Origin of the sequence: Psychrobacter sp. C 20.9 (genome assembly GCF_001921765.1) — a bacterium.
Taxonomy (GTDB): Bacteria; Pseudomonadota; Gammaproteobacteria; order Pseudomonadales; family Moraxellaceae; genus Psychrobacter; species Psychrobacter piscatorii_B.
The window spans coordinates 26,792-49,961 of record NZ_MRYC01000006.1 but is presented as its reverse complement, the minus strand read 5'-3'; the positions used below and the strand labels follow the sequence as shown (position 1 = coordinate 49,961).

The 23,170-nt window shown below is 44.4% G+C and carries 37 protein-coding genes; all 37 read left to right on the top strand.

The features are described 5' to 3' along the window. Positions 1-4 precede the first annotated feature (4 nt). The gene (locus tag BTW00_RS05480; protein WP_075106587.1) at positions 5-532 is read left to right on the top strand and encodes a hypothetical protein; all 528 of its coding nucleotides are present in this window, start codon (positions 5-7) and stop codon (positions 530-532) included. 67 nt (positions 533-599) lie between these two features. Then, positions 600-1,262 (top strand): phage antirepressor KilAC domain-containing protein, encoded by a 663-nt coding sequence (locus BTW00_RS05475; protein ID WP_075106586.1) that lies wholly within the window; start codon positions 600-602, stop codon positions 1,260-1,262. Positions 1,263-1,264: 2 nt separating this feature from the next. After that, the gene (locus BTW00_RS05470) at positions 1,265-2,053 is read left to right on the top strand and encodes a helix-turn-helix domain-containing protein (RefSeq protein ID WP_075106585.1); all 789 of its coding nucleotides are present in this window, start codon (positions 1,265-1,267) and stop codon (positions 2,051-2,053) included. After that, positions 2,043-2,582: a hypothetical protein gene (locus tag BTW00_RS14065; protein ID WP_075106584.1), complete on the top strand. Its 540-nt coding sequence runs from the start codon at positions 2,043-2,045 to the stop codon at positions 2,580-2,582. The genes BTW00_RS05470 and BTW00_RS14065 overlap by 11 nt, the downstream gene beginning before the upstream one ends. Further along, positions 2,579-3,340 carry a phosphoadenosine phosphosulfate reductase family protein gene (locus tag BTW00_RS05460; protein WP_075106583.1) on the top strand — a complete coding sequence of 254 codons (762 nt, stop codon included), beginning with the start codon at positions 2,579-2,581 and terminating at the stop codon, positions 3,338-3,340. The genes BTW00_RS14065 and BTW00_RS05460 overlap by 4 nt, the downstream gene beginning before the upstream one ends. An 11-nt stretch (positions 3,341-3,351) precedes the next feature. Beyond that, positions 3,352-3,489 (top strand): hypothetical protein, encoded by a 138-nt coding sequence (locus BTW00_RS14060; RefSeq protein WP_178379259.1) that lies wholly within the window; start codon positions 3,352-3,354, stop codon positions 3,487-3,489. 1 nt (position 3,490) lies between these two features. Continuing rightward, the gene (locus BTW00_RS05455) at positions 3,491-3,940 is read left to right on the top strand and encodes a RusA family crossover junction endodeoxyribonuclease (protein ID WP_075106582.1); all 450 of its coding nucleotides are present in this window, start codon (positions 3,491-3,493) and stop codon (positions 3,938-3,940) included. A 105-nt stretch (positions 3,941-4,045) separates the two neighbouring features. Continuing rightward, positions 4,046-4,462, top strand: a complete 417-nt coding sequence (locus BTW00_RS05450; protein WP_075106675.1) for an HNH endonuclease — start codon at positions 4,046-4,048, stop codon at positions 4,460-4,462. A gap of 405 nt (positions 4,463-4,867) precedes the next feature. Further along, positions 4,868-5,197, top strand: a complete 330-nt coding sequence (locus BTW00_RS05440) for a hypothetical protein (RefSeq protein ID WP_075106674.1) — start codon at positions 4,868-4,870, stop codon at positions 5,195-5,197. Beyond that, a complete protein-coding gene (locus BTW00_RS05435; RefSeq protein ID WP_075106580.1) occupies positions 5,187-5,474 on the top strand; it encodes a nuclease domain-containing protein in 288 nt (95 codons plus the stop codon). The genes BTW00_RS05440 and BTW00_RS05435 overlap by 11 nt, the downstream gene beginning before the upstream one ends. Next, positions 5,475-5,705, top strand: coding sequence for a hypothetical protein (locus BTW00_RS05430; protein WP_075106579.1), 231 nt, complete (start codon positions 5,475-5,477; stop codon positions 5,703-5,705). It abuts the gene before it with no gap. After that, a complete protein-coding gene (locus BTW00_RS05425; protein ID WP_075106578.1) occupies positions 5,702-6,115 on the top strand; it encodes an antiterminator Q family protein in 414 nt (137 codons plus the stop codon). Before BTW00_RS05430 ends, BTW00_RS05425 begins: the two co-directional genes overlap by 4 nt. A gap of 162 nt (positions 6,116-6,277) precedes the next feature. Next, complete coding sequence (locus BTW00_RS05420; protein WP_075106577.1) at positions 6,278-6,523, top strand: hypothetical protein; 246 nt, start codon at positions 6,278-6,280, stop codon at positions 6,521-6,523. Continuing rightward, a complete protein-coding gene (locus BTW00_RS14055; RefSeq protein WP_178379258.1) occupies positions 6,520-6,681 on the top strand; it encodes a hypothetical protein in 162 nt (53 codons plus the stop codon). The genes BTW00_RS05420 and BTW00_RS14055 overlap by 4 nt, the downstream gene beginning before the upstream one ends. An 11-nt stretch (positions 6,682-6,692) precedes the next feature. Further along, positions 6,693-7,025 carry a hypothetical protein gene (locus tag BTW00_RS05415; protein ID WP_075106576.1) on the top strand — a complete coding sequence of 111 codons (333 nt, stop codon included), beginning with the start codon at positions 6,693-6,695 and terminating at the stop codon, positions 7,023-7,025. 330 nt (positions 7,026-7,355) lie between these two features. Beyond that, positions 7,356-7,793: a terminase small subunit gene (locus tag BTW00_RS05405; protein WP_075106574.1), complete on the top strand. Its 438-nt coding sequence runs from the start codon at positions 7,356-7,358 to the stop codon at positions 7,791-7,793. Continuing rightward, entirely contained in the window at positions 7,759-9,006 is a 1,248-nt protein-coding gene (locus tag BTW00_RS05400) for a PBSX family phage terminase large subunit (protein WP_075106573.1), read from the top strand. Before BTW00_RS05405 ends, BTW00_RS05400 begins: the two co-directional genes overlap by 35 nt. Next, complete coding sequence (locus BTW00_RS05395; protein ID WP_075106572.1) at positions 9,003-10,544, top strand: DUF935 family protein; 1,542 nt, start codon at positions 9,003-9,005, stop codon at positions 10,542-10,544. The genes BTW00_RS05400 and BTW00_RS05395 overlap by 4 nt, the downstream gene beginning before the upstream one ends. 381 nt (positions 10,545-10,925) lie before the next feature. Next, a complete protein-coding gene (locus BTW00_RS05390; RefSeq protein ID WP_075106571.1) occupies positions 10,926-11,291 on the top strand; it encodes a hypothetical protein in 366 nt (121 codons plus the stop codon). Between the two features lie 58 nt (positions 11,292-11,349). Continuing rightward, on the top strand, positions 11,350-12,150 hold the full coding sequence (locus BTW00_RS05385; protein ID WP_075106570.1) for a phage minor head protein: 801 nt from the start codon (positions 11,350-11,352) through the stop codon (positions 12,148-12,150). Between the two features lie 387 nt (positions 12,151-12,537). After that, positions 12,538-13,752, top strand: coding sequence for a S49 family peptidase (locus BTW00_RS05375; protein ID WP_075106568.1), 1,215 nt, complete (start codon positions 12,538-12,540; stop codon positions 13,750-13,752). Further along, the gene (locus BTW00_RS05370; RefSeq protein ID WP_075106567.1) at positions 13,752-14,120 is read left to right on the top strand and encodes a hypothetical protein; all 369 of its coding nucleotides are present in this window, start codon (positions 13,752-13,754) and stop codon (positions 14,118-14,120) included. The genes BTW00_RS05375 and BTW00_RS05370 overlap by 1 nt, the downstream gene beginning before the upstream one ends. A 12-nt stretch (positions 14,121-14,132) precedes the next feature. Then, entirely contained in the window at positions 14,133-15,230 is a 1,098-nt protein-coding gene (locus BTW00_RS05365; protein ID WP_075106566.1) for a major capsid protein, read from the top strand. 55 nt (positions 15,231-15,285) lie between these two features. Next, a complete protein-coding gene (locus BTW00_RS05360) occupies positions 15,286-15,567 on the top strand; it encodes a hypothetical protein (RefSeq protein WP_075106565.1) in 282 nt (93 codons plus the stop codon). 2 nt (positions 15,568-15,569) lie between these two features. Beyond that, a complete protein-coding gene (locus BTW00_RS05355) occupies positions 15,570-16,007 on the top strand; it encodes a gp436 family protein (protein ID WP_075106564.1) in 438 nt (145 codons plus the stop codon). A 2-nt stretch (positions 16,008-16,009) separates the two neighbouring features. Next, positions 16,010-16,447, top strand: a complete 438-nt coding sequence (locus tag BTW00_RS05350) for a phage virion morphogenesis protein (RefSeq protein ID WP_178379257.1) — start codon at positions 16,010-16,012, stop codon at positions 16,445-16,447. Next, positions 16,444-16,866, top strand: a complete 423-nt coding sequence (locus tag BTW00_RS05345; protein WP_075106562.1) for a hypothetical protein — start codon at positions 16,444-16,446, stop codon at positions 16,864-16,866. Before BTW00_RS05350 ends, BTW00_RS05345 begins: the two co-directional genes overlap by 4 nt. Positions 16,867-16,880: 14 nt before the next feature. Continuing rightward, entirely contained in the window at positions 16,881-17,621 is a 741-nt protein-coding gene (locus BTW00_RS05340) for a hypothetical protein (protein ID WP_075106561.1), read from the top strand. Between the two features lie 110 nt (positions 17,622-17,731). Beyond that, on the top strand, positions 17,732-17,980 hold the full coding sequence (locus BTW00_RS05335; RefSeq protein ID WP_075106560.1) for a hypothetical protein: 249 nt from the start codon (positions 17,732-17,734) through the stop codon (positions 17,978-17,980). Positions 17,981-17,989: 9 nt separating this feature from the next. Beyond that, a complete protein-coding gene (locus BTW00_RS05330; protein WP_075106559.1) occupies positions 17,990-18,736 on the top strand; it encodes a hypothetical protein in 747 nt (248 codons plus the stop codon). After that, complete coding sequence (locus tag BTW00_RS05325) at positions 18,733-19,131, top strand: hypothetical protein (RefSeq protein WP_075106558.1); 399 nt, start codon at positions 18,733-18,735, stop codon at positions 19,129-19,131. The genes BTW00_RS05330 and BTW00_RS05325 overlap by 4 nt, the downstream gene beginning before the upstream one ends. Positions 19,132-19,191: 60 nt before the next feature. Next, positions 19,192-19,623: a hypothetical protein gene (locus BTW00_RS05320; protein WP_075106557.1), complete on the top strand. Its 432-nt coding sequence runs from the start codon at positions 19,192-19,194 to the stop codon at positions 19,621-19,623. Positions 19,624-19,691: 68 nt separating this feature from the next. Beyond that, positions 19,692-21,371, top strand: coding sequence for a hypothetical protein (locus tag BTW00_RS05315; RefSeq protein WP_075106556.1), 1,680 nt, complete (start codon positions 19,692-19,694; stop codon positions 21,369-21,371). Beyond that, positions 21,368-21,712, top strand: a complete 345-nt coding sequence (locus BTW00_RS05310) for a hypothetical protein (RefSeq protein WP_075106555.1) — start codon at positions 21,368-21,370, stop codon at positions 21,710-21,712. Before BTW00_RS05315 ends, BTW00_RS05310 begins: the two co-directional genes overlap by 4 nt. Position 21,713: 1 nt before the next feature. Beyond that, a complete protein-coding gene (locus tag BTW00_RS05305; RefSeq protein WP_075106554.1) occupies positions 21,714-21,938 on the top strand; it encodes a hypothetical protein in 225 nt (74 codons plus the stop codon). Between the two features lie 9 nt (positions 21,939-21,947). Next, positions 21,948-22,838, top strand: coding sequence for a hypothetical protein (locus tag BTW00_RS05300; protein WP_075106553.1), 891 nt, complete (start codon positions 21,948-21,950; stop codon positions 22,836-22,838). After that, positions 22,838-23,161: a hypothetical protein gene (locus tag BTW00_RS05295; RefSeq protein ID WP_083603579.1), complete on the top strand. Its 324-nt coding sequence runs from the start codon at positions 22,838-22,840 to the stop codon at positions 23,159-23,161. Before BTW00_RS05300 ends, BTW00_RS05295 begins: the two co-directional genes overlap by 1 nt. The last annotated feature ends 9 nt before the right edge of the window (positions 23,162-23,170 follow it).

Sequence of the window (23,170 nt, the reverse complement as noted above, 5' to 3'; positions counted from 1 at the left end):
AATCATGTCATTCAACGAACCGTATTTCGCACCGATCAACAATTACAGCAACACAAACAAAGGTATGCCAGTCGATGCAGTAGAAGCATGGCTTGACCAATTCCCACAGAAACGCGCTGAGAACAAGCCCAACGGCGGCATCATTCGCAGTGTTGCAGATACTAGCAGATTGGATCTGCGTGAAATGAGTCCGAAAGAGCGCAAGGTTGCACGCGCAAAGGCTCAACGTGAGCATAAAGAGGCGCTGAAAAACTTGGCTAAGCAAGAGGCGCAGGACGCAAAGAAAATCGCTAAGCAATTAACGAAATGGAAAAAGGAGGAACGTGCATCAGAGCCAAAGAAGATGAGCAAGTCTTTGCAATGGTTTTTAAATGAAATACAAGCGAAGGGTATTTTTGAAGTTAGCGATTTTGACTTGTCAAAAGTCTATCTGCAAAAGCTAGTAAGAGAAGCGAGAAAACTTGGTTACCAAATCGAGCCAGTCAGAAAAAGCATAGCGATTGTTAGATATCGATTAATCGACACGCAATAAAAAACGCCCTCAAGTGCAAATTGAGGGCGTCTAACAAAAACTAACTACACAAGCGGAGTATAGCAACATGAATATCTTAAATCAACAGAAAGCGCAAACCATGACCAGTCAACAAATAGCTGACTTGGTAGGCAGTCGTCATGACGTAGTAAGAAAAAGTATTGAACGCCTAGCCACAGATAAGCCAAACAAACCAGCAGTTATTCAACTTCCACCAATGGCGGAAGTTAGAAATCACTTGGGACAGGCGGTCACTCACTACGTTTTTTCAGGCGAACAAGGTAAGCGTGACAGCATCATTATTGTCGCTCAGCTATCACCAGAATTTACCGCCAAATTGGTTGATCGCTGGGCTGAATTGGAGCAACAAGCACAACAGCCACAAATACCGCAATCATTCGCTGAGGCGTTACAGCTCGCAGCAGATCAAGCCAAGCAATTAGAGCTTGCAGCGCCAAAGGTCAGCGCCTACGACAAGTTAATAGAGTCTACGCACCTAAAGTCAGTCGGTGATGTAGCTAAAAGCATCGGTCTAAGATCAGCTCAGGCATTAAATAAGAAGCTAGAAGCAGTACGAGCCTACGACGGTCGCTGTGGTAATAGAGTTTGGAGTGGTTGGTTCGTTGAGCAGGGCTTAGGCGAAATGAGAACAACAGACGAAGGTTACAGCAGTAACAAGATGACCGCTAAAGGTCAGGCATGGGCGCTTAATTTATTTGGAGGCAAATAGTAATGAGTTTCAGATTAGCAGTAGAAGCGTTTGATGCAAAAGTTGGTAATCCACTGCGAAAACTGGTTTTGCTCAAACTTGCTGACCAAGCCAATGATGAAGGTCTTTGCTGGCCCTCATACGAAACGATAGCAAAAGCGTGTGAGGTTGATCGCAGGTCTGTTATTAGACACATCAAGAAGCTAGAAGCAGATAGTTTTTTAAGAATAGAAAAAGTGTATGACAAGGAAGCTAAGAAGAACAAAAGCAACCGTTATCACTTAACGATAGCTAAGGGTGTCAAAAAGTCACTGGTGACAGAGCGTCACCACCCTAGTGTCACAGAGTCACCACTAGGTAGTGTCACAGAGTCACTACCTAGTGACACAGAGTCACCCAAACCTATCAATGAATCTATCAGTAAATCTATCAATGAATCTATCACTGCGTTTGAGACGTTTTGGGAAGCATACGATAAGAAAATTGATAGAGCTAAATGTGAGAAGAAATGGAAGTCATTAACAGCAGATAACATCAAATTGATATTAGAAAACGTCGATGAATATGTAGCAGCTAACAATGACAAGCAATATCGGAAAAATCCACTTACTTACTTAAACGGCCAATGTTGGCTTGATGAAATTGTAGTACGACAGCCACAGCAAACAAATTATCAGGGGAATAACAATGCACCACATCAACCAGCTAACAGCCAACATCAGCCAAAACGTTCACAAGCAGACATCTACGCAGACAGACTTGACGCACAGCTCGCAGCAGAATCAGAACAACGAGAGCGAGTTGTTAACTAAAGAGCAGATTGCCAGTTTGTTCAAAGGCTGGAAAAAGCTCTATCGCTCAAAAATGAAAGATGAAGATTGGGACATGGACACTGTGAAAGTTTGGCTTATCGTGCTGAACGACATGAACACCACAGATCAAGAATTTAATCTAGCTAAGCGAGTTTCAATCAGACACGAATGGCCACCAACACACCCGGTAGATTTTTTAAAGCTAGGACGCACAGAGACAGCCAGTAACTACCCCGATATGCGTACTGAGTACCTAGCAGCAGCGCAGGGCAACTACAAGCACGAGGTAACGCTTGAGACCGCAAAACGAGTCGGTACGTGGGAACTAAAGACACAGCCTGAGTCGGTCAGCTACAAATCATGGCAAAAGCATTACGTTGAGGTCTGCAAGGAACACAGCGAAGGCGCAGATTTTAAAGTACCAGAGTCGCATCAAGTCGCTTATAGCCATACACCAGTACAGCCAGGCAGCGAAACGGACAAGCAGATCACAGCCAAATTAGCAGAATTACGGAGATTGAGCGCATGAGCAACTTAGTGAAGTGTGTAGTGCCAGTATCAGGCGGCAAGGATAGCCAAGTTTGTTTAGCGTTAGCTGTAAAGCACTTTGGTGCCGAGAACGTTATCGGTCTGTTTTGTGATACTCAATATGAGCATGAGTTGACGTATAAGCACGTTGAAAAGATGAAAGGCATGTATGGGGTAGAAATCATAACGCGGTGCGATGGTGACGTGCTAAACCTCGTTAGGAAGTACAAGCGATTCCCATCAGGCACAGCTAGATTTTGCACAGACCAGTTAAAGATAAATGTCAGTAAGAAATTCTACAAAACGTTAGCTGAGTATCAAGAACAGGGTTTTGAAGTCTGGTACGGCATGAGAAGCGGTGAAAGTCATGAGCGAGCCAAGCGATACGAGGACAAGATTGACAATGAGTTATATGAGCCGCACGAGATTTTACCGAGCAACTATCCGAAGTACCTAGGAAAAATGGGTGTTCGGTTTAGATTGCCAATCATGGATTGGACAGCCAAAGAGGTGTTTGAGTTTTTAGATGGTGCTGAGAATCCGCTATACGCAAAAGGATTTGACCGCGTGGGCTGCTTCCCTTGCTTGGCTGGTGGCGATTGGTCAAAAGAGAAGGCTTTTGGGCTTGATGAATTTGGAGCTGAGCAACTGGCAAAGGTTCGTATTGTCGAGAAAGAGATTGGTAAAAACGTATTTACAAGCAAAGGCGGCGTACAACGGAATAACCCAGATCAGCTTTGTTTGATTTGTCAGATTTAAGGAGAGCAAGCATGAAAACCAACCGATACAACGACAAAGTGGTGCAGCGCGAAGAATGGGTTAAGAGCGATACGGTTGTTATCAGATACACGGACGGTTCAAAAGAGACTATGAGCCGCAAGAGTTTTAACGAGATTATTAAGGATTGATATGACCGAACCATTTTTCAAAGCTCAACTGCCAATGCCGCCATCGGTCAATCATTACTGGGCGAAATCGGTTAAGCGAGCAAAGGGCAAACAGTACGTTCACGTCAGATTGTCCGACAGAGCTAAGAAGTTTAGAAGTGACGTAGTTGCACAGGTAGCAGATATTGCACAGCGTCACGGCTCAATTAGGACGCAAAACGGACGGATAAGAGCGGTGGTAACGCTGCATGGAGCGACCAAGCAAAGTTATGACGTTGATAATTTTATGAAGGGTATCGGTGACGCGCTCACACACTCGTTGGTCTACAAAGACGACAAGCAGATTGATGAGTTGTTTATTAAACGCGGCGAAGTGACAAAGGGCGGTCAAGCGACTATTGAGCTATACGAGATTGTAGATAACACGGTCTGGAATAGCGTTATGGATTTTATCAGAGGTGTTAAGCGATAAACACTCACACAAAAACGCATCAAATCGGCTAAATGCGAGGTTTTAAAGTTGGTTTGATGCAGGTGGGGCTTGATGGGGTTTAAATCGAATAGAGAGGGTTTAGTGATGAAATTAAGCAAAGCGCAAAGAGCAGAGTTAAAACTTAAATATGGCGGTCAGTGCAGCTATTGCGGTATCGAGCTAACCAACCGATGGCAGGCCGACCATTTGGAGCCGGTAGAGCGTGAGGTGATTTGGTACAAGTGCGAAAAGTCACGGACGATGAAAAGCAAGAGTGGTGATATGCGTAAGCCTGAGCACGACCACATCGACAACATGATGCCGTCTTGCGTTAAGTGTAATAACGACAAGTCAAGCATGACGCTGGATAGTTGGCGCAGGGTCATCAAAGACAGGATTAAGACACTAAATACAGATCCGAAATATGCAAGCTACCAAAAAGCTAAGCGGTACGGATTAGTAGTTGAAACTGATATTGATGTTGTTTTTCACTTTGAGAAATACGAGGCAACCAATGACTAATCTCAAACTAAAAAGACCAATCAAGGTTGGCACGCAATGGACTCACAAAAAACAGGGCATGGTTTGCGAAATATTGGAGATTTGGATCAACACACAAGGTCAAGCGGTCATTGAATCGGTCGATGAAAATAATGAGCTTAGCACAGACAGTGTAAGTAGTTTTATTAACAATTATCGTAAGGGGTAGGTTATGAGTGAGATTGAGAAGACAGTACTAGATGAGTTCGCGTGCATACACTGCGACCACAGATATGTCAGGCATCAACTCAGGGAGACGTTTTGCGATAACTGTAACGAGATTTTGAAAGTTAAAAAGGTTGAAACTGAGAATCTAGAAAGTGAATAGAAACCCAAAGCGGCTTGATGCTATCAGGGCGCTTTCTTGCTGTGAGTGTGGAGGTAATCATGAGTGAAGAAATAGAAAAGCCTTTGAATTGGATTAGAGATAAAGCCAAAGACTATGCCAGGGCGAAAGCTACTAGGGTTTATCTTGAGCAATTCCGCAAGTCTAAGAAGGCGATATTGATACAAGAAGCACCGCAAGGCACGGGACAGGCAAAAGAGAGTTACGCCTATTCACACGCTGAGTACATCGAGATATTGGACGCGCTCAGAGTGGCAGTGCAGGAAGAAGAAGAATTGCGATACATGATAAAAGCGGCTGAATTGAAGTTTGAGCAATGGCGCACAGAGCAAGCAACCAAACGAGCGGAGCACAGCAGATATGGCAACTAGCAAACTACGCAAAAGCGCACGAGGTCAGCAATGCACGTTAAGGCTCACAGGCTGCAACCATAACCCTGAAACGGTGGTACTGGCTCATATCAGAAACAACAAGTTTTGCGGCATAGGGATTAAGCCGCCTGATTATATGGGCTGCTTTGCTTGCTCAAGTTGTCACGACACGATAGATGGCAGGGTAAAGAGTGATAGCACATATCAAGATATTTTAAGAGCGCATTTTGAGACATTGCAAATTTGGGTAGATAACGGACTGGTGGAGATTAAGTAGATGAGCGACTACTGTAGATACTGCAACAAAGACTTGAGCGATTTTGAGATACAGCACATCGCCTTACATCATCCTGATAAGCAACTATGCAGACCTTGCTTTGTTTATCGTCAGCCTGAGCCATTAGAGCCAAGACCGCCATTAACAGACGAGCAGAAAGCGGCTAACGCAGAAGATATTGTTACACGCATTAATAAATTACTTGCATTGGCAACGGAGCAGAGCAAATGAGCGACTTATCAATAACAGATTTACTCTTTGCCTACGGCGCATGGGTGAGTGACGACAATAACGAGCTTGGCTGTAAATCGCCGTCACTCATGTTGATTAAGTCAGCCCCTAAGCTGTGCAAGGATAGCGCAAAGGCATCTAAACGACGCGTGGTGAGCTTCATTAGTGATGATGACGCACTAGCAGTTGATAGGGCAATGAATCGGCTCTTACGCCATTCTGTGCATTTGCATAATATCGTGACTTACTTCTTTATCTATAATTGGAGTGAGCGCAAGATTGCAAGGGATTACTGGTCAGGCTTTGAATATCCATGTGGCACAAAAGAGGCGGGTGTCTATCATGTGAAGCCATTGCTCAATCAGGGCATAGGTTTTATTAGTGGCGCATTATGCAGAGATATAGCGTAATAAGGCTTGCATTGTTAAACACTAGGTGATACATTAGTGATACGCTTATGCTTTCGCAGCGAAAAGAAGCAACGTAATACTTAAAATAAGCGAACAAATACCAAGCCCTATCGTTAATCCGATGGGGCTTTTTTATGCCTGTAATTTAGCGATGGAATGCTCATGATGCACACTCCCGAAGTGTCAGGCTCAGGTCAGTTAGGTGTGTGCGTAAAGTGCGGATTGATGCCTATTATTGATGGTGACGAGGTTTATGACGGCTGCATTGGCAAGTTGCCAGGCGATGTTATGAACGCTTGCTGTGGTCATGGTGACGATAGATCTGCGTACATACAATATTGTGATGGATCTTTAATATCGGGCGCTAGAGCTATTGACGAGCAAAATAAAATTAATGAGACGCTATGAGCAACTACGACAAATCACATGAGTGGGTTTATAACGAATACCACAAGACAGAGAACGTAATCACTAAGCGGTCTTACTTGGACATACTCAAGCGCCGAGCTAGTACAGGCAGTAAGAAAGCCGCTGAGTTTGTACGTAAGATTGAGGGTGGTAAATAACGAGGTGAGTGATGAAAGTATATGAGGTTGGATTGGTTTGTGAGATTGATAGGTGCGGTCGCAGCATGCTATTTGCAGCTAATGACGCTTTTATCAATGCAGCACGTGCTTGTCTTGTTGCTTGTGTGGATAACTACCTAAAGATTGCTGAGGCGAACCTAGTCGATGGTGATGAATACGAAAGACAAGAGGCTGCTACTAACAAGCTTGAAGCGGAAAATGCTATTGAATTGTTGTGTAAAGCAACAACCATTGATGAAATGTCCGCTATATCGTTAGATAACCACATGCTTATTGTAAGGATATATGAACGAGAGGTAATGGGTGTGATGTTTAATGATTAGTTCAATACTTGTCGGTCTTGTCGCTGTCATTATTTATGCGGTAGGTGTTGCAATGGGAATATGGATAGAGCGAGGTAAGCACAATGATTGAGATTATGACTTATGTAGGATTATACATTCTAATCTTATTAGCTATATCAATGACCGTTGGTTTTTCATGGTTCTTAATTATAGGTCGCTCAATGTCCATAGAGCATAAAGCTATGTCCAAGCAGATTAATGAGCGCAAAGAGCTTAACGGATTAGCTACGAAACATAAGATTGATTTATAACCCCTTTTGCCCACATTGATTTGATGGGCTTTTTTATATGTGAACGTCAGGAGGCGTTATGAATGATGATACGCCTCATGGTGTTGTGAGTGAGAGTAACGCAGGTAGAAAGAGCAATCTAACGCCAGAGCTAATAACTAAAGCTAAATTATATATTAATGAGTTTAGAGAGGGCGGTTTTGTACTGCCTACTGTTGAAGGATTGGCTTATTACTTAGGGGTAGCAAGGTCGTCAGTTTACAAATACGAAGGTGAAGATTCTGAATTTTCGGACATCGTAGAGACGGTTAGGCAGTTACAGGCAATTATGCTGATTAATGGCGGTTTAATGGGTGATTTTAACGCCTCTATCGCTAAAGTGATGATGACTAAGCATGGTTATAGTGATAAGCAGGAGATTGATAACACATCAAGCGACGGCTCAATGAAGCCCGTATTTAATATTGTAGGAGTATCACCAGATGACAACAGCGCATCAGGTGACCGTACCGAATAAATTACTACCTGCGTTTAACAACCTATCACAAGCGCTCTATGACATCATCGTATGGAAGGGCGGTCGAGGTGCTGCCAAGTCTCAAGCGTTGGCTGCTATCGGTATATTAGAGAGCTACATTGATGACGGTGTGATTCTATGCTGTCGTGAGATACAGAAGTCGGTAAGCGATAGTATTTATTCAATGCTGGTGAGTTACATTGAGGACAAAGGGTTAAGTAAAGATTTTAAGATACTCAACACCTCAATAACCAATATTAGGACTGGCGCTGAGTTTATCTTTGCAGGTCTTAAATCAAACATTACAAGCATTAAGTCAATCAACAAGCTACGCGTTGTCTTAGTTGATGAGGCTGAAAACGTATCACAAAACAGTTGGGATATTTTACTACCAACACCTCGTTATGGTGCTGTGCGTATCTATGTTGTATTTAACCCGCGTTTTGAGGATGACCCAACATATCAAGAGTTTGTGGCTAAAAATGATGACCGTAAGCTAGTTATTGATATCCAATACACAGATAACCCATGGTTTCCACCATCGCTTGAGAGGCAAAGACAGCGCGACGCTAAAGGCGACGCTGGGCGCTATGCGTGGATATGGAAAGGTAAATTTTTACAAATCACGGATGCGAGTATCTACGGTAAAAAGATTGTCTCAAGAGCGTTTGATGTTGATGATAGCTTTGGTGATCCGCTAATCGGTGTCGATTGGGGCTTTAGTAATGACCCTAACGCCGTGCTGGAAAACTATATTAAAGGTAATACATTATACATACGCAATGCGGCTGACAAAGTAGAGCTTGAGCTTGATGATACTGCTGAATGGTTAGTTAAACATGTGCCAGTTATTAAGAAATACACGAGCCGAGCAGACAGCGCAAGACCTGAAACGATAAGTAAGGTTAGGAAAGATAAAGATAATCCGGTGCCGCTGATAAAAGCATGCAAGAAGTGGTCAGGTAGCGTTATTGAAGGTATTGCTTACATACAGTCGTTTGATGAAATCGTAATACATCCTGATGCTGACGCTTGTCGCGCTGAATTGACTGCTTATAGTTTCAAAAAAGATAAGTTTGACGAGATTACGGCTGTGCCGCAAGACGAAGATGATCACTACTCGGATGCTCTCCGCTATGCGCTTGAACCATTGATTCAAAACAAACCCACTAAACGACATAGAGCCACTGCTGGCAAACGGACGTATAGATGAACGATATAACTGAAAAACCGCGTTACCGTGTCACAGCAGGTAAAGCGCTAAGCCAAGAGCAAGCAACTGACCTACGAGGTAAGACCTTTTACCGCTACCTGATTCGTACTGACACTGACGAAATACTTAAAAAGGCCGGTATCAGCCGTCATGCGCTAAAGACATTGCTTACGGACCCAGACATTGACCAAGCGATTGATAGACGTGAAGAAGAGTTAGGTAGTGCTGAGTACACGATTACACCGAGTGAGGGCGCTGTTGCTGATTTTATCTATGAGCAGTTAGACCTGCATCTTGAAACGATATTACAAGGCTCATCGCTTAGTAAGTGGTACGGCTATGATTTGATTGAAATGCTATGGGGTAAAGATAGCAATGGGCGTAATGCGGTCACCTCGATGATGTCAAAACCTATTCAGTGGTTTGAGCCGTTATCTGGCGGTGCACTACAATGGTTTCCAAACGATGGTAGTCAGCCGATCATGATTAGTGATCAAGCTGACTTTTACTATCGCTATCTATACCAGCAGCATAAACCGACGTATCTAAACCCCAAAGGCAAGTCTATACTAAGCCGTGTCTACTGGCTGCATTACTTTAAAACCAACGGCTGGCGTTTTTGGTCTAAGTTCTTAGAGCGTTTTGGTTCACCCCTGCTTATCGGTAAGACTGATGCGAGTAGTGAAGAAGATGCGCAGAAATTTGCAGATGCAATACTGGCAGCACATAATTCAGGTGTTGTGACTATTGGCGCTGATGAGGATGTGACAGCGGTAACAGGTGGTAGCAATGGCGAGGCATTTGTTAGCTATGACTCAGTAGTTAAGCAAAGTATTACGACTTACTTACTAGGTCAGACGCTTACCAGTGGTACGGATAAAGGCGGTACTTACGGTCAAGGTGTTGTGCACCAAGAGCAGCAAGAGATTATCTTTAGTAGCGACCGTAAGCATGCGCTTAAAGCCGTTCAACGATTCATTGATGTGATCTGTACAGCTAACGGCTTTGAGATACCTGAGTTTAAATGGGTTGCCAAAAAGTTTATCAATCAAGAGCAGTTAGACGCGGACAAAAAAGCTCATGAGATGGGTGTTCGTTTTACTAAGTCGTATTTTGTAGACGAGCATGGCTATAACGAGCAGCATATCTCGCACATGGATTATGGTGATGGACAAGGCGCTATTAAGTTGCCAACGTCAACACAAGCAAATCGCTATACGTCAATGGTTAACAAAACATGGCTGCCGTTTAAAGCTGCTGACAGCGATAGTGAATTTACTGACGAGCAGCAAGAGCTTGAACAGGTCGCAGATGACGCACTTGAATTGAGCATACAGCCGTTTAAAGCAAGTGATATTAAATCTATTATCGCAAGTGTCAAGGGTGATACTGATGATGATAGAGTCGCTAGCTTACGCGAACAGTTATTTAATCAATGCGGTGAAGATTTAGCTGACAGTGATTTCACTCAATTAGTTAATACTTTTTTAGCTGTGTCTGATGCTCATGGTTTTGCTGATGAATCGAGTGAGGTTTGATGTATTATTCTCGGTAAAAATGCTATAATAATCACACTATTGTCCTACCGTCGGCTGTCCTTACGGATAAAGGTAGTAACGGCATAGTTGGTTTAAAGTCCTTGTGTGAACATTCGCGATAAGTAGCACTAAAACCTTATTTTTTTTGGGTAAGAAACCCTTGTCACTAGGGCTGCTTAGCAGGGATAGTGAACAGTCTAAGCTAGTAAGTGGGCTGCATAGAAAAACACTAGCAATTAAGGCAGGTAATTACCTCTCTTTATTGAGAACTCTACACTTGTGACTTAATCGATTCATGCGCGATAAGCATATTTCTCAGAGCAGCCGCTATCTATTGCAAGTAGGTGGCGGCTTTTTATTCACCGATAAGAGTATTTGATTATGAAAGTATATGAATATGGCGAAGAAGATAACGAAGAAGGTATGTATTGGTCAGGTCTAGCCCTTAGTAATGAGCAGTCATTTGAGGCTATTAAGACCGCCATTGTTGCCAAGTTTGAGCTTAATTTATCACTAACTACCGAAGCGTTAGACGAGCATAATGATGATGATTATATCAAAGGTCATCTTGAGCAAAGAGAGTACGATAAAACTAGATTGAACCTTGCTAGACACGCAAAAACAATGATACACCTATGTAGAATTGACAGAGTATTCGTAAGACAGCGTGACGTTGCTGAGTATGTCGGCTGTGATTATTGGTCACTACTGGCAGCTAAAGAGATTGCAGAAAAAACAAACGCATAATGATTTACAGCCACCTTAATTGGTGGTTTTTTAATGTGCAAAATAAAGTGAGCCACTAATGGCAACGACAACAGCAGGATTTGACGTAAAGTTCATCGAAGCCATTGCTTACGCGCTTAATCGTAACGTAGTGCTTCCTGATGAATACTACGACCGCATGACACCGATACAGCGTCAGCAAGCGGTATCTATTGCAGGACTGGCACAAACTGAGCAGATTAAGCATGTGATGGGCTTGGTCAATGAGCAATTAGTCGATGGCGGTACGTTTGCAGACTTTCAGAAAGCTGTTAAGGCGGGCGATATTGATATTAATCTGCCAAGACATCGACTAGATAATATCTTCCGCACCAACATTCAAGGCGCTTATGGTCGTGGTCGATGGTATCAGCAGCAACAGAACAAAGACGAACGCCCATATTTGATGCGGGACGGTATCAATGATATTAGACAGCGCCCAGCTCATAAGGTGCTAGATGGCGTAGTCAGACATATTGATGATCCATTCTGGCAACAGCACTATGCTCCATCGGGCTATCGCTGCCGGTGCATAATGCGTTCGCTTACTGAGTCTCAAGCACAGGCCAAAGGTATTACTGATGATGGTGATTTGCCTGACGTGCCAAATGATAAAGACTGGATTGGTGGCACACCCGCACAGTACACGGGCAACATGAACAAGCTGGTCAACGATAAGATAGCTGAACTCGCTATCACGTACTACAAGCAGTCAGATGCGATATTGGCAGCAAGACAGCGTATTGAAGCAGCTATCACGGTGATGTTGGCTCAGCCAGTACCAGAGCTTGCAACGTTGATTAGTGAGGCGCAGGAATTGATTGATGAAGAGGGAGCATGATTGTAGTTATGTACTTGGTTGGATTGCTCACAGGGTTGGGTATTTGGTTTTTGACTCACTGCATTAAAAGCGAGCCGCAAATAAAAGTTAAACTTGATAGATATGGGCGCGATAGGTCGGTAGTAGCCTTCACAAAGGCCAACTTTAGACCGCAAGCATTACCGCCAAGTCCGCCTAGGCGTGGTGATTGGAATGGTCCTGTACCGCTAAGCAGACGAGCGCCACCGAAACCACCATATAATCCGCATAAGTGAGCACGCTATGAATAAGCGTAAACGATTGCTCGAAGCTATTGTGCTGATAGCTGATATAGCGATGACCATCTACACCAAGCGCAAGAAACAAAAACAAGACCGCCGATAAGGGCGGTTTTTTAATGGGTGAAATATGAACTTACAAGCAAAGATTAAGCGCGACATTGACAGCCATGCGCTCATGAGCTGCACAGGGCTTGAGCATCAGCTTGCGTCTATCGACTTCAAGGCGCTATCACGCTATGACGATGATGATGGCGAAGCGGCTTATACAGTTGAGAATGGCGTGGCGACTATTGATGTACGCGGTCTGTTAGTACCTGAAACGTCGAGTGATTATCGCTCATGGGGTGTCACAGGTTATGCAAACTTAGCTGACTACATACAGCAAGCTAATGACGATTATACGGTGACAAGCATTGTCTTAGACATTGATAGTGGCGGTGGTTATGTCGCAGGCCTTGACGGCATCACTGAGACCATCTACCAGTCTGCAAAGCCGATTGAAACGTTTGTTAGTGGTGATATGTATTCAGCCGCTTACTGGTTAGGTGCTAGCACAAGCAAGGTTACAGCATCTAAGCAATCAGGTATTGGCAGCATCGGTGTTTATGTGGTCCACACTGAGGAAAGCGGATGGCTTGAACGCTATGGCGAAAAGGTTTCATTGTTCCGATCAGGCAAATGGAAGGCAGCATTCAACTCATTTATGCCACTGACAGACGATGAAAAGCAGCGTCTACAAGAAGGCGTCGATGAATCAGCCAGTATCTTTTTTAATCATGTAGCAGCACAGCGTAACGTTGATGCTAAAACAGTCAAAGGCTGGGAAGGTGACGTGTTCACCGCCGTTAAAGCCAAAGAATTAGGTCTGATTGATGGGATAGCAGATAGCGTATCAACATCAAGCAGTGCCGCACAGAGCAACAATAACCCCGAGGAGTACGACTTGAACGAGTTAGAAAAGGCGCAAGCCAAAATCAAGCAGCTAGAAGATCAGGCATTGTCTGATAAAGCTGCATCCGATAAAAAGATTGCTGATGCTAAGGCTGAGGCGCAGGCCGCTAAGGACGCACTAGCAGAATCGCAAGCGGCAACCCGTCAAGCAGCTATCGATAAGTTAGCCGCTGATACTGGTCGTGAGTTTACCGACGAGCAAGTTACTGCGTTTAAAGCGATGGATGACGCGCAATTTGCTGTCGCTGAATTTATGGCAAAACCAGTCGAAAAGAAAGCGCCTGAGCTACCTGATGGTTTGGACAAGGCTCAAGCAACCAATGGCCGTGAAGGCGGCGAAAGTAAAATTCTAGCAGCTGTTGAAGCAGCTAAAGCACAAGGAGCTAAATAATGGTCGCAACTACGCTTACAACCCAGCACCCTTTACCAGTGGACATCATGCCAACAACTGACAGTGTTGTGCCAACGACTGCCACCGCCTATAAGAAAGGCGATTTGCTTGTGGTCGCTGCGGACACCAACGCCGCCACTCACAGCGCGACTGGTGCGGATTGGCACGTTATCTGCCTTGCTGACGTGACCGCCGAGCAAGCCACTGAGAAACTATCAATGGGCGTTGAAATGCCCGTGTATGTTGCAGGTAAATTTGACGTGTCACAAGTCAAGATTAATGGCACAGCGCTTGATGCAACGCAGACACTGGCTGCACGAGCTTACGCTAACCGAAACACTAAAATTACGCTTAGCGTAGTCAAATAAGGAGATTTATAGATGGCAACATTTACATTCGATAATGGCGATGCGCTTGACACTGCCAGTTTTGAGGAATTGGCTGCGGTCTACGACTTTAGCAATCCAGTAAGTAGCTTTTTTCGTGACCGTTATTTCCCAGATGCTGTTTACCTAAACAATGAAGACAAAGTACCTGTGGGTGATATTAAGACCTATGTGCCGCTAGCCCCTGCGGTTGTGCCGACTGCACAAGGCCGCGTCATCAAAGATAAAGTACAAGCCAATGTGGATTATATCCCCGCGCCTTACTTTAAGCCTGCGATGACGGTTGAGCCGTTAAGCAAGATTGATGCCAAGCTGCAAAAGTTGCTGCAAACTATGCGTGTCATTGCTACCAATGGCGCAGGTGTGCCACCAACCATGCAAGACGAGTGGGAAATGGCGGCGGCTTACTCTTACTTTACTATCCGTAAGTCTTTAAATGCCCGTATCGCCCTAATGTGCCGTGATGCATTGCTGTACGGCAAGGTGGTTGTGCAAGGTGATGATAACGCGGGTGTGACTGTTGATTTTGGTCGTCACGAAGACCTGACCTACAGTCCAACAATTGCATGGGACCAAACAGGGGCTGATCCATATCAAGACATCAAAAATATGGTTAAGAACCTACTTGAGCACGGTAAGCGCCGCGCCGTTGATGCTGTCATGCCAAGCCGCGTGTTCGACGCATTGAGCGACAATGATAAGTTTAACGACAAACTCACTGCTGCTCGTGGCGATAATGCTACTCGCGTATTTGGTGGGACGTTTGGCGGTCGTGAAGAAGCTGTGCTACAAGGCACGGTCGATGGTATCAACTTTTGGACTTATGACGCTGAGTTTGAAAAAGAAGACGAAACAAGCGAAATGATGATCCCAGAAGATGGCTTTTGGTTGATTGCTGAGGTCAATAATCCGTTGTATTTTTGCATGATTAAGCACCGCAAAAACCCTGCTAAGTTGGCAATGGAGTTGATGCCTTATCATGTATTTAGCGATGATCCATCTGTTGATAAATTTATCGCCGACTCAAGCCCGTTACCTGTGACCATCAATAAAAATGGTGCTTGTGGCGGTACTGGTTTTATCACTCTTTAATATCAACTAACTTTAATTGCCCTGTTTAATCGCAGGGCTTTTTTTGGAGCAAATTATGTCTAAGTATATTGCAAAACAATCGGTAGGCCGTTTTAAAACTGGCGAAGTTGTCGAAGGTTTGACCGAAGATCGCGCTGAATTTTTGCTAAGTAAAGGCGCTATTGTGGAAGCTGAAACCGTTGAAGGCGAAGATGTTAATACTGGCGAAGGTGGCGAAGTGGTTGAGTTGGAAAAGCTCACCAAAGCCGAGCTAACAGCTTTACTCGATGATGAAGAAATCGAGTACAACGACTCAGATACCAAAGCTGAGCTAATCGCACGCTTTCCAAAGGACTGATTATGTACGCGACTCATGACGATTTAATAAGCCGCTTTGGTGCGCTTGCTATAGCTGAGCTTGAGTCGATGCATAACGACGGCTTGCTTGCAGTCACTAACGCGCTGTCAGACGCGTCAGAGAAGATGAACAGTTACCTATCCATACGCTATCAAACGCCATTGAATAAAACTGAGCATCTAAAACTGGTGTGTGCTGATATTGCACGCTACTTGCTCTATATGAACGAGCCAACTGACGAGGTTGAGTCACGTTATAAAGAGGCGCTTAAATGGCTGCAAGACGTTGGCGCAGGTAAAGCCAACGTCACATTTGCTGAGCCATTGACAGCCGAGGAGCAGCAAAGCACTTATGTTAAGCCTGCTGTGCCAATTGGCAGTAGCTATCCTGGTCAAGTGTTCGGCGATGACGTGTTTGCCAAGATGCCTAATGTGAGATGACTATGTTTGATGCGGAGCTATCAGGTGGCGATGAGATAATCAGGCGGCTAGGTGATCTGTATTTTGACAGTAAAAAGATGCAAAAGTTTAGTCGCATGACTGGCGCTGAGATGGTCTATCAAACTGAGGAGCGTTTTGCTAATCAGCATGATCTACAGCGTCAACCGTGGCTGCCGTCTCAACGTGCAATCAGAGAGCGTGGTCAGACCTTGCGTGATACTGGTCGTTTAATGGCGTCATTGACCTATATTGCGCTACCCGATGGCGTCAAGTGGGGCACAAACGTGGTTTACGCTCGCATGATGCACTACGGCGGCACTAAAGCAATGTTTCCTCACCTATGGGGCGATATACCAGCAAGGCCGTATCTTGGTATGAATGACGACGACAGAGCCAGTGTGCTCAACATCATCAATCGGATTATGGACGTGGACTTATGAGTAATTATTTCGCGGTAGGTCTTGGCCTAATCGAGCATTTAGAGGCTAAGGCTGACGAGTGGGGTGTTAAGCACATTGGCACCGTTGCAGATATCAGTAAGATTACTAAGCAGATCACACCTGCGCTCTATGTCGTCAACACAAGCAATAATCCAAACGCTGTTGGCTCACTAGACAGTGTGGACGTGCAGCAATGGACGGTCGTTGTCGCTGTGAGCAATCAAGCAGCACAGACAGATACAGCGGCTCTTATGCGCGATGCAGGAGAGCTTATCGGCAAAGTAATTAATCATGTGCAGGGTTATCAACTAGATGACTGGCACGGCGCTTTACAGCGTACTGGCACATCAGGCAGACCGGACTATTTCAGCACGTTTGCGCTTTACCCTTTCACTTTTAGTACACAATTCAAGCCTTAATTGAGGACAAACTCATGGCAGATAATTTAAACCAGTCCCACGCCTTTATTGGTAAGGGTAAAATCTATATGACACCAGTTAAAGACGGTGTTAAGCAGTCAGCGTTTTGGGTGGGCGTAGCGTCAGCAATGGCGTTTAGTCACTCAGTCGATGGCAAACAAGAGTTGTTTGAGAACCACTCTGGCAACAACCAATTGTGGGATGTGAGTGAGGGCACCAAAAAAACCTCTGTCTCATTAACCATTCAAGAGCGCCGTGATGATGCAATGCGCGCAGCACTGCAAGCAACTGTTGAAACTGTGGCAGCAGCTACCGTAACAGGTGAAAGTCATAACATTGGCGAAAACATTGGCGATATGACCTTTTTGAAACACGGTAACGTGTCAGACGTGGCTATCACTGATGCAGCAGATGGACCATTGGTCGAAGGTGCTGATTACACGGTTGATGCTGACTATGGACGTGTTGAGCTACTAACAGGTGGTCATACCGCGCCGCTAGCAATCGATTACGGTTACGGTGAGTCTAAAGTAACCAAGCCAATGACCGACGATGTTGACTATTACGAAGTCCGTCTTGATGGTATCAACACGGTTGGTCAGCAAGGTCGTCAGATTACGACTGCTTACCGTGTCAAACTTGATCCAGCCGATACTTATGACCTTATCAATGAGAACTTTGCAGAGATGAGCATTGAGGGTGAGTGCTTGTTTGATGAAGATGCAGGTGCAACTTATCAGGTTGTGAACCTGTAGCTTGATAGGTCTATGTGAAATTGCATAGACCTATTTTTGTTTAATTAAGTGACTGCGTGACGGTTGCTTACTCAAATGAAATACTCACTACTAAATAAAAGGCTTTGAATATGGCAGCGACTACACAAGCAACAGTAACAAAGGCGTGGACTAAATTATCAGACGGTGACTGCACTGTGCAAGCTGCTTACATCGGCGACTTTTATCACATTGCTATTAGTGCGACCGCACCAACCGATAGCGCTAGCATTAAAATAAAACTGGACGAACCTGCTAATTTTGCTTATAAAACAGCCGTTTATTGTAAATTAGCGAGCAATAGTAAGCGAGACAGTGCACCTATCAACGTCATCAAGTAAGGAGCTATCATGCAGTATTTTGGATTTGATAGACCGAGCTTTGGTATTAAGACGTTTGGTTTTGGCTCGAGTGAATTTAGCCCTTTAGACTTATTCGCAGGTGGCAAACAAGGCGTATGGTACGACCCCTCGGATAAGTCAACCTTGTTTCAAGACGTAGCAGGGACAGTGCCAGTCACTAAAGATGGCGACCCTGTGGCGCTTATGCGTGATAAGTCAGGCAACGGCAATCATGCAACGCAAACATTGAGTGCTGCAAGACCCACCTACCAAACAGATGGTATTTTGTATTGGCTAAACTTTGACGGTGTGGATGATGAATTACTCATTTCCGTAACGCTTAAAAATAACAACTCAATTAGCGCGTCCTTGCGAACCGATAGACCCATCAATAGTTTGATGTTTGGCGGTAGCAACGGAAGCGCAAAAATGGGGGTATTTAGGGACTCAGCATTTTTTCGTTTAGTGCCTAATGGTGATGAGGTGACAATTCCTTATGTGGCTGCAAGCAAGCACATTATCACAGGTTTTAGAGATAACGGTTATACGGCTGGGCGATTAAACGGGGTTGAGAGTAAGGCGACTGCACCTAATGCGACGGCACAAACAACTTGGGTAACGCTTGGTTCAGCTAACTTTACTGGTCAGTATTTTTCAGGGAGTATTTACGGTGCAATACTACTAGATGATTACAGTGTAGATAAATTACTAAAAATAGAAAATTACCTATCAACTAAATGTGGAGGTATTGCATGAGTGACTACACGCACAGAATGACCCTTGCTGTGCCTGAAGCTTTAATGCCGCAAGCCAATCAACTTGCGTTAATCGTAGGCGAAAGCTCAGACGATGATAAGACGTTTGCAGCAGCTAATTGGCAGGACAAAGACGGTAATTTGTACGCAGTATGCTCAACAGCGATTAAGTCAGTTGTCTTGGGGTTGTTTGGTGTTAGCTTAACTGATATCACACTACCTACTCATGCTGTTAATGCAGACGTTACAGCAGCACAGCAAGCACTAGATAAAGTCGTGATGTATAAGCAGGGCGATAAAGTAAGTACAGCTAAGATTATGTGTGCGATTGACTTTGAGCCGCTGGCAGCTTTTGACGATATGGGATTGACGATAATTGAGAGTGATTTGGTTTAATGTTTTTATTTAACTAAGTCATTGCGAGTCGATGGCTTAATTAAATAAAAAGGAATGATTATGCGTACTAATGCACAAACTAAGCTGACAAATATTGTCACGGGTAACGTTATTATCTTGTCTGATAGCTTATATCCTGATGCTGAGCATGATTGGTCATCAGTAGTATCAAATACCAAGTACGCGCTAGACGGTACGATGATAGTCGAGCAATCAGAGCGTAAAGCCGGCAGACCGTACACGATGCAAGCACCTGATAGTCATGGCGTACTGACTAGAGAAACGGTTAATGCTCTCAAATCTGAGCGTGACAAGCTGGGCGCTACGTTTTGGCTAGACTATCTAGCCGATGGGACAGTAAAGCGTGTAAAGGTGATGTTTGACACAACAGGTGAGGCGATTGAAGCTAAGCCAGTCAAGAACACGACCAGTCCAGAATTGACCGATTACTATAATGTGACGCTTAGGTTTTTAGAGATACCTAGTAATTAATACATAACAAGCCACAGCCCACTCATCGCAGTGGGTTTTTTAATGCCTAAAATTTGACGGATGACGACATGGCGATTACTCAAAACGATTTAGAGATACTAAAGTCAGAGATTATGGCTGATACACCTGATGGTGGCGGTCTGCCAACGGGTATTGCTGTCGTGGATGGCGTATCTAACAACTTGTTTCCTGACGTGTCGGATATTGACGCGCTAGAGGGCCGTGTTAGATTCCGCAAGGTTTTCCCGTCAGTCAATACCGCAAACAATGATTTGTTACAAGCATCAAGGCTTGTTGTGACAGAAGTACCAAGCAATCCCAATATGTCAATATTTATGATTGCCGGCACACGTTTTGCTGACGAGCGTACCGATATTGAAGAGGAAGTCTATAAGTACGCCACACCGCAAGAGGGTTACGAAATCCTTTATCAAGGCAAGAATTATAAAGGCCTGCGAGTATTGCAGTTTTTAATAAAACAGACTGACGGCCAATTCGTATCCAATGGCGACGTTATAAAGATAACGCAGTTAATGCAGCCAGTGCCAGATGGCGAAGTGCAAAGTCCGCCAATCGGTACGGTTTTGTACGATCAATTTGTCAAAGTCCTAAGCGTCTCTTATACGGAAGTGCAGATAGATATTACCAGCTACTACGTGGCATCAATGACAATTAAAGAAAAATTAGATTATGATTTTGGTGGCGCTGCTAATAGCGTACAACCTGCCACTGTTTTTGCTACACGCCAAGACCCTGATTTGAAGTTTTACGGCGCCACAAAACTAGGCTTGGCTGCCAATTTTGGTGCTGAGCAAGTAACGCTATCATCTAGCAAGCTTCGTATTGCTCCATCTGGCGTATCGCTGGATAGTAAAAAAGTAGGCGTCAACCTAACAAGATTGCCTGACGATGGCCTTGTAGACTTGGTTGATATTGGCGACCTCGTTACGATTACCGAATTAAAGCTGATGGAGCTGCCGACCAATGCGCCAAATGACACGTTTGACTTAGGATTTGAGCGCCTATCTGATATATCAGTTGTTGACGTAAACGGAGCAAAAGTAAATAGCGACTACCTTGATATTGATTTGGACGCTGGCACTTTGACCTTGAATGGCATGTTTGATATGTCTTTTTACACGTCTCCACTAACTGTCAGATATCGCATTATGGATTTGGCTAAAGTTGAGTCAGTAAATAGCAACGTGGTCTCTTTACTAAATCCAATAACGCATGACTACACAGATGCGGCTGTATTTAGCACTATGTTGCTGATGGGTGATATGCAAGCGAGAGACTACAATATTTTTAGTCAAAAATCATGGGGCAATGGTGTTTGGAGTGACACGCTAATTGGTGACGCTACAACGTCACAATTGCAAGTTACTAATAATCCCATCGTGGTGACAAACCGCGATGCTATCGAGGAGCGTTGGGCGCTGGTGTTTACCAGTCAAACAGCGTTCCGCATTATTGGCCAAACAGTCGGTGAGATTGGCTCAGGCTCACCGACCACTTTGACAGCGCCAATTAACCCTATGACTGGCTATCCGTATTTCACGATACCAGCAGCAGCATGGGGTGGTGGTTGGTCTGCTGCTAACGCAGTCAGATTCAATACCGCTGCTGCTAAATATCCTATATGGATTGGCAACGCTATCCAGCAGCATCAGGGCAGTAGTAAAGATAACTATGATTTTACTATTGGTTACCACGCAAACATCGACCGCGAGCGAGGTGATTCATGATATTAAGTGTCGATGCAAAAAACGCCGCTTTGCAAGGGATTGCTGACAAGTTAAACGAGGGCACTAACTCAGTGCTCTCTTTGTTTATAGGCGAGACGTTGGCTGCTGAGTTTTCTTTACTTAATCCGGTGCAAGAGTCTATCGCTAATGCTGTCATGACGTTTAAAGTGCCGCCAAAGGTCATGGCTATCGCGTCAGGTGTGCCAACAGCGGCCAAGATTTTAGATGCAAGCGGCACGTTAATCGCTGAGCTTGATGTAGCAACAGAGATCACGCTTGATAAGTCGCAAGTGTATCAGGGTGGCTATGTCACGCTGACAGCGCTAACAATAGGTATCTGATATGGCAACAATCACAGGCAGGGCTAAACGCTATGACGGCACAGCGATTGATTATATTTTGATTTTTCGATGGAAGGACGGGAAGTTCTTAGGTAAGTCGATACCCGATAGGGCTGGTAATTGGTCGTTTATTTACGATACTAATTTAATAGCAGGTATTACTTACGTTGCCGATGGGTGCGAGCCTGTCAGTCATGGGCCGTATGAGTTTGTACTAAATAAATAGGGATAAAAAATGAGTTTATTAACACCAGAAATTTTGCCAGTTAAAGTTTATAAGTGGGATGATGCTGGCGCACCTGCGTTAGATAAAACAGCAGGTTGTGTCGCTACTATTTTTAAAGCTTGTCTGGCTGTGGGATATGGGACAAAAGAGCCTGCGGGTTGGACAATGCCTTTCGAAGATACAGCAACAGGCATTAAAGTTTTTCGACCAGACGTTGGGCCTCATACTGATTTTTATCTACGATGCGCGGCTGATACTGGTACAGAGATGGCGTCTCAGGTCTATCTTAATATGACTGATGCAAACACTGGCGACCTAAAATTGCAGTGTGCAACAGCGTTTAAGTACGCAAAAGCAAACTCAACAGGCAAGTGGCTGCTCGTGGCAACACCTAGGGGTTTTTGGTTTTTTTGCGATCAAAGATTCTCCGATGGCAACCCCACTAAAACAGGGGCATATTTTTATGTGGGCGACTTACAAAACGCTGTAGCTGGACAGGACGCCGTTTATCTACAACATACAGGTGGCGCAAATAACGATGGCGCTTACTCTGACATTTTTTCTAGGAGTTTAAACAATACTGTTGATAAAGCTACAAATAGGTATGTGTCTGGCAAGATACTTTTGGGGGCAAACACCGTGCTTACTGTTGATGTTAATAGCATGTCAGATAGTCTAGTGTCAAAAACCACATCGCCACACTTAACGCCGATATTTATTGTAGCAGAGGGCGATTTGTACCTGTTGCCTAGTGTATATGCGCCTTTAAGCACAGCAACAGCTAATAATTTTGATGTGGTAACCGCTGTTGTAGACACCTCGTCAAACATGGTGGTACACGCTACTGGGGGTAGGTCTAGCAGCAACCTATATATTAATGCTGATACATGGAGCTACTAATGATAATTGGTATTTATTATGGGCAGCTTAGTGCAGGCTATATCGCAGGTAGCGGAGACGGCATTGTTACGGTACAAGGCAAACCTGCATCACGTAAAATTTGGTTGCTCAATGCCAACACAATGGTAGTCGAGCAAATCGTAACATCACTTAAAAACGGTCACTACTTATTTATGGGGCTAGACCCCAACAAAAAATATCTAGTCATGGTGCGCGACTACAAACGCGAGTATGAGCCTTTTGTGTGGGATTACTTGACCCCATCGGATGATTTGACAATTGCTGAGCAGCAAGCGCTGCGGCTGTCATGGCAAACTAACTAAGGCGGATAT